Source organism: Streptococcus thermophilus (assembly GCF_010120595.1).
GTDB lineage: Bacteria > Bacillota > Bacilli > Lactobacillales > Streptococcaceae > Streptococcus > Streptococcus thermophilus.
In genome coordinates this window covers 1,105,176-1,114,802 of the sequence record NZ_CP038020.1, presented here as the reverse complement: position 1 = coordinate 1,114,802, position 9,627 = coordinate 1,105,176, and the positions used below count along the sequence as shown (strand labels likewise).

Here is a 9,627-nt window from a genome sequence, read left to right as displayed (position 1 = left end):
CTTTGAAAATCACTTACTCGGTCGCCTCTTCCACGCGCTTCACTGTCGCTTTCGTCAATGGTTGCGTGCGTAATTCCGATAAAAAATCATCGAATAGTGAGTCTAGTCGGTCATTTTCAGCCTCTGCTATGACATAGGCTTCAATACCTTTAACAGATGGCTTCTGACGTTCTGTGATTGTTGCTGCTTGAATGATGTCGAGCAAAATTACTGGGTTCTTTTGTTGCAAGTCAACGACTGCGTGTTGTACCCCGAAACCGAACGAAACACCACCGTCTGAAACCGCGTAGCGCTTATCAAGTTCACGGATAAATTCGAAGCCGTATGTCAAAGTGTAGTCTTTATTTTCGATAGTGATTGTGTTCATTGTTTTTAACTCCTATGTTTTTTTAAAATAAAAAGCCAAACTGAAACAGCTTGGCTAAAGTAATTACATTTCTGAAATTAGAGGGCAGTAATTGCAGTAGTGTCTTGGAATGTGTACTGAATCTCTTTGATTTGATCAGGTGTTAGAGTGGCTTCCCCAGGTTGGGGTTTGCCCTCAATTGACATTTCTGACTCAATTTCAACGAGTTCCTCGACATTAGCGGGTACTTTCCAATTTGATAATCGGCCGATGGCGTAAAGAGAGCCATACTTGCCGTTGCTTTTCTTGTCAGCTAGGTCAATCTCCCAAACTTCTACCTTATATCCATCAATTACTGATTTCTTAAGCATTTCATTAAGGTCGTCTTTAGTTCCAATTGCATTGATTGAAAGTGTCGTCTCAAGACCGCCGTCTGCAACAACAGCCCCGTCCTTAGTTTTAGTAGTGTCGGCATCTCGTGAATATTCCCACTCGTGCTCAGTTTGTAGTGCGAGCTTAGCCGCTGCTGTCTTGTCTCCGAATTTACGGAACATCAAAATTTTCTCTTTACCTAATTGTGCTTGATTTGTTTTAATTTCAGCCATGTTTTCCTCCTTTAAACAAATTTAAAATAAGTCTCAACGACAAAATGATATAGCACCTCATCTGTGCTGTTATCTCTATTGCTATCAATAGACGACTGGTTCACTTCTGCGAAGAATTGTGTGCCGTCTATATTTTTGATAGTAAAAAAGCTAGACATCAACTGTCCAGCCATATCTGATAGTAGTTTTCGGTCATCCACACTCCCCCAAACATGCACAGTAGACGATAAACGACCTATCATGCGTGACTTTGTAGCTTGTGGCAAGACCGTTGTTTCTCCCATTACAACAAAGGGATAAGCCGCGCCTTCAGGCGGTAAATATGTGTATGTGTCATAGCCTAAGCCACTACTAATACGATACATTTCATCATGTAATAGTTGATCAGGTTGTTTCATCTTATTCCCACTTAGCCATTTCTTCGACCATTTCTGGCACTACTTGATCAAGTGCTGGCCTCATAAATGGCTGTGCCTCCATTTTCCGCGTTCCTACTTCGAGGTATCCTGAATAGTTGGTCAGCGCTTCAACAACTGCCCTGTCGCTTCCAGCTTCTAAGGTAATACTTCTACGAGTTGCCCCCGTTGAATACCCTTTATTAAACTGCGCTTTACTGACCGCGGCCTCTTTTAACTTAGCTCCGTATTTTCTTAAAACCTTTGAACGTTTCTCGGGTGAGGCGTTCTTTAATAGGCTTTGAGCCATCTCATCCAATCCCTCAAATTTAATTGTAACCATTAACCAACCACCCTGTTTGCGTATATTGTATACCGTCCCGATGGATAGCTTCTCGTAGTTACAGGCTTGTATTGGTGGCCTTTATACTCGATTGTGTCTATTGCGGCTGTGATAGGGCTTCTAAGTCTAATAACAATACTGTTAGTATTTAATAGCTCCCCTAGTTTGGCTTGTAGCTCTAGGCTCGCCCCTGTGACGTTGCATGATATGGTTTTAGTCTGCTCTTTACCGCCAATCATACGGCCTAAAGTGGGATCGTAGCGCTGTTGTGTCTTATCGTTGTATTTTAGCGTTACTTTGTCGGCGTATCTCATAGAAATAGCACCTCTCCCTCTTTAGCTTGTCCAGAATCCCCATAAATACGTTGCAACATGTCGTCATAGGGTTTAAACTCGTTCTCATTATCGTAATAAGACATAGAATGGCCATCTATTGACTCAGACCTAGCCCCTTCGGCCCCTCTGCGGTTAAATCGCTTAACAAGACAATCCTCAAAGATAAACCCCAAATTATTATCAATTTCGTCAACGTCATACTCAGCCTTGAAATGATTAACAATTCTCTCTAATAGAATACTAAGTAAGTTGTCGTCATTGATGTTAAGGTCAACGGACACGTTTTTGATGACTTTATTCTTGTCTAATAATGTAACCATATCCGCCTCATTTCTTGCTATTTAGTAACTTTCTTTGTTTTTCGTTTCTGCTTTTCACCTTGGACATATCCAAGATCAATCAGTTCCTCAACACGGTTACCGGTGTACGTGTCGCCGATATAGTAGACTTTACCGGTTTCTTTGTCAACGAATGCTTTTAATACGTAACTCATATCGATATCCTCTGGTTATACCGCTGGAATAACAGTCAACATGTACACATCATCCAAGCGTTCAAATGATGGCAATGCTACCATTGACACCTTAGTTTGTACGTTAACTGGGTCAGTAGTCTTGGTAGTTGTAACTGCGATACCGTTATCAACGATTGCAACGTCAGCGTTAACTGTGTTGTCAGCGAATAGATCAGATTCTTCTGGAGTTGTTCCAAATACAGTGTTTCCAAGAGGTCCGTTAGGGATAAGAGTCAAGTGACCGTCTGGGAAGAATTTAGAAACTTCGCCTTTGTCATTTCGGTATGTACCGTTTTCAATAACAATCTCCACTCCGAAATTGTCAGCAATATAATTCTCGAGCTCTGCTTTAGTAACTGCTCCGCCATCAGCTGCAAGTGGTTTGATAGCTTTGGCTGTAGATGCAGCCTTACGGATAAGCCCGAATGTTTTAGCGTTCAAAATCGCACGCTCTGGATTAAGACCAAGCTCACGCGCTGTCTCAATAGCTTCCTCAAGGTCAGCGAGAGGAGTTGCTTTTGGTTCAGCCCAGCTAGTAGTTACTTGTTTCTTATGGTCAGGTTTTACACCATAGTCAATATCTTTATTAACACCGCCGCTTGTAAAAGCGATCTTACCAGTTGCAAGCACTTGCATACGCATAGCTTCGAGGCGAGCGCGTGCACCGTTAATAAGAGTAACATCATCGTTAAAGATTCCGGCTACAATTGTGTTAATAAGTGCCTCGTTGCCAGTGTCTTTTACAAGATTAAGCTGTTGACGGTCGTTTTCTTTAACTAGTAAAGCCTCTTTAAAGAATGGCATTTGTTCATCATGAACATCAGCACTAACACGGTCACGGATTGTTACATTGGTATCAAAGGCTGCGGCTTTCAAAGCAACGGCTTGACCAGATGCCCCCTTGATATAAGATAATTTAGTTCCTAATTGTTTGCGTGCTGGGAAAATCGACTCACCCAAAGTTGAATTGATATTTTCTTGTAACGCATTGAAATATCCAGCGATATTTGCCGCGGTAACTTTATCATAAATAAGTCCCATGTTTTAATAGTCCCCCTTTTTATTATTTTTCAGCGATGAATTTCACAAGTGGCAAAGCTTTCTTAACAGCGTCAGTTACATCTCCGCCGTTAACTTTTTCTTTATAAACCTCACCAGCGTAGAGCACTGAAACAGCGTTGTCGCGTGTCAAATCTACGTCATATAGAACGATTCCCTCTGGTGCTGTTTTGTTTTCTACAACTGTTTTTGTGCGGTCGTCAAAGATTGAACCATCTTTACCAGCTACCAACGTTCCGGCCTTGACGTATTTCTTCCCATCGACTTCTACACCGGCGTAAGTTTTATCTACAGTTGCCGCTACTGCCTTATAAGGTAGTGAGCGGACAATGTTAGATGTATCGAAAATTTTTGATAATGACATATTTCCCTTTCCTTTCTTAGATAAGACGAGCAGTCGTCACGTTCGTAGACTTAGCAAGTTTGGCCCCAAAATTATCAGTCTGAGTGCCGCCAACGCTTGCCGCTTTAGGCGCATTCTGGCGGATGGTAGTCTTTACTTTCTCAGCTACGGCATCGTTGAAGACTTTCTCAAATGTTCCGACCATCTTAAGAGCCTCGGCGGCGTTTCCGGCATGGCTAAACATTTCAGCCAATTCAACCGGCAACCCCTTAGAAACGAGGTCCTCCTTAACGGCCATGTTGAGTTTTTCAAGTTCAAACTGTGCCACCTGCTTCTCAAATTCTGCTTTTTGGTCTTCAAATTCCTTGCTAGCCCGCTCAGCAGCCGATAATTTAGAATAGTCTTGTTCTTTCTTTAACGCTTTAGCGATTGCCTCATTGATTCGAGTTTCTTCGCTCTTTTTCTGATTCTTCAAAGCAGTTTGGACTGCTTTGTTTACAATACTATCAAGTTCTGACTGTGATTTCGGTGCTTGAAAGTCGCTCGATTGATCTGACTCAACGTCATGCTCAACGTCTTGGCTTACTTCCTCAGTTTCGATCGTTTCAACTGTTGTGTTATCTGTTTCCATTTTGTTCTCCTATCTAGTCCCACAAGCTATACACTTTCTAAGCCACGATATGGTTAGCTACTCCTTATCTAGTCTTGTCTAGTGTATTCACTTACGAGCCACGCTAGTTTTTATTTAGGGCCTTTTTAAGCCCTATACACCACCCGAGGCACGACCTCGGTTGTTTCTTAAAAGTGGTGCACTATTCGACCTCAGCTATTGCACATCTGCAATAAGGATGTATAGGCGGCGCGTTAGTTCCGATTTGCATGTCGGTAATTCTAACGGGTTTCCTTTCCGTTCCACTTCCTATACCTCTACAAATCGAACAAGCTCGACTCTCTGGCATTAGTTTAAAAAACTTGTATCCATTTTCTTTGATGATGTCCTGCTGCGCTAGTGTCTGTACTCTAGCGTGCTCAGTAATAGCTAAGCGCTCTGCGTCTTTGCGAGAGGCATCCATATGCTTTCGAATCCGTCGGGCGATTGTTATGCCGTTATCGCCTCGAATAAGTGCCCGCGTTACCTCTGTTCTAACTAACTGCCTTAGTTGTTCATTTCTGCCCCAAATTCTTTCAGACCACGTAGCACCCTCAAAGTTTGCTTTGACAGCTGTCTCCATCGCACGCGCTAGGATGTTGCCCTTTAGAACAGTTTGATCTAATAGGCTACCTCTTGCCATTTCAGCTTTATAAGCGTCATTCAGATGTCTCTGTATGATTTTTTCTTCATCATTAGCCAGAGCCATTAGTTCAAGCTCTAACTGATGAATAAGAAGCTCTCGCCTACCGACAGACATCGAGAAATTGTAATTTCTTAGTTCCTCGTTAGCTTTAGCGCTGAAATCTTTGTTTTCAACATAGCGCCTTGCTTTACTTTCAAAGCCCTTAACATCAAAATCGTCAGCTCGTTTTTTTGCTTCTTCAATAGCTAGCCCATTTTTTTTAGAAAAATTCTGAATATAGGCATTCAACTCTTTTCGGAGTTCGGCCAGTTGCATCCGATAGAGGTCTTTGAGTTCTTTTTTTAACTCTGCCTCTGTCTTTTTGTTTGTTCGCTCTCGTTCTCGTTGGATACGTTCAGACCAGTATGTCATACGTTACTCCTCCGCGGCATTGTCTACGCTGTCTATTTCTTCGCTGTCAGCATATTCCCCTACTTGTTCGGAAAACTTACTAGAGTAGCCGTCAAATTCAATTTCAGACGCCTCTTTGTTAATCTTCTCCAATTCCTCACTAGGACTTTCAACCAAACCTGATAGGCTCAGAGCTGTCTCTTGAGAGACTTGACCACCTAAACCTGATAATACTTCCACTTGTTCAGCAAGCGAACGTGGTAAGTTTGGTGTAAAGATAACTGTTAGTAGACTCTCATCGAAGCCTTTAAACTCATTGACTAGTGAGCCAATACGAGCAGCGAGACGATAGCGACGTTTAAGCCCTTTAGTAAACTCTGACTGCGTGTCGATACGATCCTGGTCTAACCCAAACAGCTTATATTTAAGAGCTTCGCCTGAGGCGTTGCCGCTGAAATTCTCGTCAGACATGTCTGGCGTACTAGTAAAAATATGAATGTCTTTATTTAGTCGAGTCTTATAAGCCTCAACACCAGTAACGTCATAAGACTTCGTGAGGTACTCAGCTCTTATCGTTCCCTCTTTGCCATCTGCCGATTTAGGCGGTTTAAGTTGCATGAGGCGCGTGCGTTTCATATCGCTGGCATCCATGCCTTTAGGTAATGCCAAATCTCCATAAATCGCAAGGATAGCGTCAGCCATATCACACATGTGGTTAGCTGTGTCAGATTCTGCACTATCATATAAGTCAATTAAGTAGAGTTCAGTCTCATAATCACCAATGCCGTCAACGTTATTCAGAAACTCAGTAATTGGCACAGTACCAAATGCATGAGGTGTGATTGATATCTCTGCAAAATCATCCGAAGCGTCAAGAGTATAGATATATTCAGATGTGTAAACTTCGATAACTTCCTTAGCACCATCTAAGAGACCACGCTTATAATAACGGACAGCCGCAACTGAATTGTCTTCTAGAGAGTTGTCATAGATTACAAACGTCTCTAGTGGGTTGAGCCTCTTGATACGCGTCTCATCGTACTCACTGCGATAGATAAGCTCATAAGCTCGACCAACTTGCGACAAGTCTCTAATAAGCGTTCTGTTGTGTGTATCGATGTCATTAATACGCCCTAGGCGTTTAATTGCCTCATTATTTTGAGTGCCACCGTCTTCGTCCTCATATTCAACTCGTATGGGGTTACCAGCAAGATACCCAGTTTTGAATTTGCTAATCATACGGCCGTAATTATGGACTGCGCGCTTGTCTGACATCTCTTTGTCTTTACGTCTGCCAGACTTGAGAATGTCATGATTCTCTCCCCGTGCGTAGTCCATAAGCTCTTGAATTCGTGGCGCTTGTCTCAATTTATGGTGATTGATGAAATTCTTCAACAATTCCCAATTATTAACCATGACTTCCTCTAAGCTATCAGCTCGATAGCGAATGCGTGATTCTCGATGGAATCGCAAGTTTAAAACTTGGTCTTGTCCTGTACTATCTGTAAATAGTGTTTGTTCCATCACTTCTCCTAACTAAACATACTGAGCAAGTCATCATAGCTTGCTCGTTCTGTACTACCGATGACATAATCAGAATATATAGCGTATCTCACACTATCAAGCACGTCATCAAATTCTTTCAATGGTTCATCTTTCGTGCTATTCTCTTTCCATCGGTACTGGTATATCTCATCAAAAAAGCGAGGTACAAATCCCCGCTTAACGTATAATTTCTGTTCTTTGAATAATTTAGCGATAAGCTCGATGCCAGCTATCACTGACTTGTTAGCGTTACTAATATCAAATCCTTCACTCTCAAATCTTGCTACGTGTTCAGGGCGGGCACTATCAGCATAAAATGGCATATTACCGTAGATGTTGGTTAGCTTTCTAGCTTGTTCTACCCACCAGTCTATCTCTTTGAATTGTGCCGCTACACCGTCAACGAGATAGTAATTGCCATCTACACCCTCGCCAACAATCACGATTGATCCGTAGTGAGTATATCCCCAGTCGATGCCACCAAAGTAGCGTTTCATTTCTGGCAATTCATCAACTACGTGTATCTTACTGTCATAATCAGCGTATATAGATCCCTCTGCTACTGTCCAGAGTCCTAGAATATCTCTAGAGTAGAATTTACCCTTTGGCGTAGCTGCCTTAATAGAATCGATATAGCGTTTTGACAGGAACGTATTGTCATCAAGCTTGAAACTAAAATCTATAATTTTGCCATCATTCTTGCCGATGTAATCACGATTAAGCCAATGGTTAGGGTTGTCTGGGTTACTGTCCCAAACTATACGAGCCCCCTCACCTGAGCACCGTGATATAATCTCCTTGAAAACAACCTCGTTAGCAAGTGATGCCTCATTAACATAAGCGCCGAACGCTGTAAAACCGCGGGCACGTTTAAGACCACTAATTGAACCAGTGTAAACTTGGACAACTTTAACTCCACAAAAAACAAAAGAGCCATGTTTGTCATATCTAGGCTCAAATCCGTATTTATTATAAAGCTCTTGCAACACGTTATTCTGTATCGAAGTCGACGACGTACCCGCTAGGATGTAAATAGGTTCATCCACACCCAAACGGTCTGCAATCTTCCTCACACGGCTTAACTCGGTCACAAACGTATCGTTGTTAACGACGGTCTTGCCTGCTCGCTTAGCGCCGTGAAGACCACAGATAAACCAATCGTGATTCCAGATATAGTTAAGCACTTCTAACTGTCTCTTGGTATAGAGCTTACTCAAGTCCATCGCTTACAGCTCCTTTAATGATGTCAAGGAAGCCAGCTATTTTCTCATCTTGACCCTCATCACCACCAACTTGGGCCTTGAGTTTCTCAATCTCAAGTTGCATTTTCTCAGCTTGTTTCTCTGTCGGATAGCGTTTCATAAGCTCACTACCTGCCTTGATGACCTCGGAGATGGACGGAGGCTTCTTAGTTTTAACAAACTGACCTGTAGCGGCGTTCAGCTCTACGACTTCTTCCATGAGTTCTTGACGTAAAATCGAAGTGAAGACTTGCATAACTTCGTCTTGTTTTGCTATTTTCTTCTTCTCAAGCTCTTTCAGTCGTTCTTCGATATAAGCCTTGATTCTGTCATTTTCTAACAATTTATGAGCTCTAGTTTTAGAGTAATTTTCAGAATATCCAGCTTTAAGAGCCGCATTGTAAGCTATGCCAGAAATCAAGTATTCATCCGCAAATATTTTCTGTCGTTGATTTAGCCCAATATGTCCACCTCCTTCATTACTTAATCAAAAAAAGACAGCCCACAAATGAGCCGTCTTCCTTTTCTTCTTCGATAATATAATAATACCACTTAAAACAGTTAATAGAGACCGTGAAAATTCCGCTAAAATACCATTTTTTTCAACGCTCCACAATTAACCGACCATCACGATACAATTCTGCGAAAGCTAGGATAGAGTTGTTTAAAAGCTCTTGGAATGCAGTGCGTTCAAAGCCGATTGATTGAGCTATCTGCCAGTTGGGTTTGGGTGGAAACTCTAGATATTTTTCTATCAGTATCCTACGATAATCTGGACGATATAGACCACTGACGGCCTGCTCTATAGCTTCCAACTCATTAAGTGCATCAACTCGCCTAATTGCAATGTTTTCAACTGGCTTATTTACTCCACCTGTGCCACGGGGCATAAACGTAAACTCTTGCGTTATTTTTTGCTCAGAGCTATCGTGTGCAATCTCTCGCCACCGTGGATATTCTCGAAGTTTTCGCTTGCAACCTCTAATAGTTGCTTTTTCATCAATTTCCGGCAACAGCATTATTCGACCCCTTTTTGTGTTATAATAGTATTGTTATTTTCCAAAAAGAGAGGGCTGGCGTTTATTGCCGGTCTTTTTTTGTCCTCCTTTCTAGCAAAAGATGCCATCAAAGCCTTTTGCTATTTAATTGGTGTCAAGGTCTGTCAGCTTGACGTTTGGTCGAAAAAGTTACCTAGTAACGACAGACAATAGCTAGT

At 42.0% G+C, this 9,627-nt stretch carries 14 protein-coding genes; all 14 read right to left on the bottom strand.

The window, feature by feature from the left end; translation table 11 throughout:
* Window positions 1–13: 13 nt before the first annotated feature.
* The 14 genes from E3C75_RS05950 to E3C75_RS05890 all read right to left on the bottom strand — a co-directional run bounded on the left by E3C75_RS05950 (window position 14) and on the right by E3C75_RS05890 (window position 9,430).
* Window positions 14–367 (bottom strand): tail assembly chaperone, encoded by a 354-nt coding sequence (locus tag E3C75_RS05950; protein ID WP_084828644.1) that lies wholly within the window; start codon window positions 365–367, stop codon window positions 14–16.
* A 77-nt stretch (window positions 368–444) separates the two neighbouring features.
* A complete protein-coding gene (locus E3C75_RS05945; protein WP_111679492.1) occupies window positions 445–951 on the bottom strand; it encodes a phage major tail protein, TP901-1 family in 507 nt (168 codons plus the stop codon).
* Window positions 952–962: 11 nt separating this feature from the next.
* Complete coding sequence (locus E3C75_RS05940; RefSeq protein WP_111679490.1) at window positions 963–1,349, bottom strand: gp17 family tail completion protein; 387 nt, start codon at window positions 1,347–1,349, stop codon at window positions 963–965.
* 1 nt (window position 1,350) lies between these two features.
* Window positions 1,351–1,689: an HK97-gp10 family putative phage morphogenesis protein gene (locus E3C75_RS05935; RefSeq protein WP_111679488.1), complete on the bottom strand. Its 339-nt coding sequence runs from the start codon at window positions 1,687–1,689 to the stop codon at window positions 1,351–1,353.
* A gap of 310 nt (window positions 1,690–1,999) precedes the next feature.
* Window positions 2,000–2,344, bottom strand: coding sequence for a phage head-tail connector protein (locus E3C75_RS05930; protein WP_111679484.1), 345 nt, complete (start codon window positions 2,342–2,344; stop codon window positions 2,000–2,002).
* A 17-nt stretch (window positions 2,345–2,361) separates the two neighbouring features.
* The gene (locus tag E3C75_RS11140; RefSeq protein ID WP_167740662.1) at window positions 2,362–2,517 is read right to left on the bottom strand and encodes a hypothetical protein; all 156 of its coding nucleotides are present in this window, start codon (window positions 2,515–2,517) and stop codon (window positions 2,362–2,364) included.
* 15 nt (window positions 2,518–2,532) lie between these two features.
* Window positions 2,533–3,579, bottom strand: a complete 1,047-nt coding sequence (locus E3C75_RS05925) for a major capsid protein (protein WP_111679482.1) — start codon at window positions 3,577–3,579, stop codon at window positions 2,533–2,535.
* A 22-nt stretch (window positions 3,580–3,601) separates the two neighbouring features.
* Window positions 3,602–3,961, bottom strand: coding sequence for a hypothetical protein (locus E3C75_RS05920; protein WP_111679480.1), 360 nt, complete (start codon window positions 3,959–3,961; stop codon window positions 3,602–3,604).
* A gap of 16 nt (window positions 3,962–3,977) precedes the next feature.
* Window positions 3,978–4,571 carry a DUF4355 domain-containing protein gene (locus E3C75_RS05915; RefSeq protein ID WP_111679479.1) on the bottom strand — a complete coding sequence of 198 codons (594 nt, stop codon included), beginning with the start codon at window positions 4,569–4,571 and terminating at the stop codon, window positions 3,978–3,980.
* A 181-nt stretch (window positions 4,572–4,752) separates the two neighbouring features.
* On the bottom strand, window positions 4,753–5,646 hold the full coding sequence (locus E3C75_RS05910) for a phage minor head protein (RefSeq protein ID WP_111679477.1): 894 nt from the start codon (window positions 5,644–5,646) through the stop codon (window positions 4,753–4,755).
* Window positions 5,647–5,649: 3 nt separating this feature from the next.
* Window positions 5,650–7,149, bottom strand: a complete 1,500-nt coding sequence (locus tag E3C75_RS05905) for a phage portal protein (RefSeq protein WP_111679475.1) — start codon at window positions 7,147–7,149, stop codon at window positions 5,650–5,652.
* Between the two features lie 8 nt (window positions 7,150–7,157).
* The gene (locus tag E3C75_RS05900; RefSeq protein WP_111679473.1) at window positions 7,158–8,393 is read right to left on the bottom strand and encodes a PBSX family phage terminase large subunit; all 1,236 of its coding nucleotides are present in this window, start codon (window positions 8,391–8,393) and stop codon (window positions 7,158–7,160) included.
* Window positions 8,380–8,832, bottom strand: coding sequence for a terminase small subunit (locus E3C75_RS05895; protein ID WP_231907522.1), 453 nt, complete (start codon window positions 8,830–8,832; stop codon window positions 8,380–8,382). Before E3C75_RS05895 ends, E3C75_RS05900 begins: the two co-directional genes overlap by 14 nt.
* 181 nt (window positions 8,833–9,013) lie before the next feature.
* Complete coding sequence (locus tag E3C75_RS05890; RefSeq protein ID WP_084828630.1) at window positions 9,014–9,430, bottom strand: ArpU family phage packaging/lysis transcriptional regulator; 417 nt, start codon at window positions 9,428–9,430, stop codon at window positions 9,014–9,016.
* Between the last annotated feature and the right edge of the window lie 197 nt (window positions 9,431–9,627).

Coding starts and splice junctions, on each gene's coding strand:
- E3C75_RS05950 (WP_084828644.1), bottom strand. CDS start 367: ATGAACACAATCACTATCGAAAATAAAGACTACACTTTGACATACGGC.
- E3C75_RS05945 (WP_111679492.1), bottom strand. CDS start 951: ATGGCTGAAATTAAAACAAATCAAGCACAATTAGGTAAAGAGAAAATT.
- E3C75_RS05940 (WP_111679490.1), bottom strand. CDS start 1,349: ATGAAACAACCTGATCAACTATTACATGATGAAATGTATCGTATTAGT.
- E3C75_RS05935 (WP_111679488.1), bottom strand. CDS start 1,689: ATGGTTACAATTAAATTTGAGGGATTGGATGAGATGGCTCAAAGCCTA.
- E3C75_RS05930 (WP_111679484.1), bottom strand. CDS start 2,344: ATGGTTACATTATTAGACAAGAATAAAGTCATCAAAAACGTGTCCGTT.
- E3C75_RS11140 (WP_167740662.1), bottom strand. CDS start 2,517: ATGAGTTACGTATTAAAAGCATTCGTTGACAAAGAAACCGGTAAAGTC.
- E3C75_RS05925 (WP_111679482.1), bottom strand. CDS start 3,579: ATGGGACTTATTTATGATAAAGTTACCGCGGCAAATATCGCTGGATAT.
- E3C75_RS05920 (WP_111679480.1), bottom strand. CDS start 3,961: ATGTCATTATCAAAAATTTTCGATACATCTAACATTGTCCGCTCACTA.
- E3C75_RS05915 (WP_111679479.1), bottom strand. CDS start 4,571: ATGGAAACAGATAACACAACAGTTGAAACGATCGAAACTGAGGAAGTA.
- E3C75_RS05910 (WP_111679477.1), bottom strand. CDS start 5,646: ATGACATACTGGTCTGAACGTATCCAACGAGAACGAGAGCGAACAAAC.
- E3C75_RS05905 (WP_111679475.1), bottom strand. CDS start 7,149: ATGGAACAAACACTATTTACAGATAGTACAGGACAAGACCAAGTTTTA.
- E3C75_RS05900 (WP_111679473.1), bottom strand. CDS start 8,393: ATGGACTTGAGTAAGCTCTATACCAAGAGACAGTTAGAAGTGCTTAAC.
- E3C75_RS05890 (WP_084828630.1), bottom strand. CDS start 9,430: ATGCTGTTGCCGGAAATTGATGAAAAAGCAACTATTAGAGGTTGCAAG.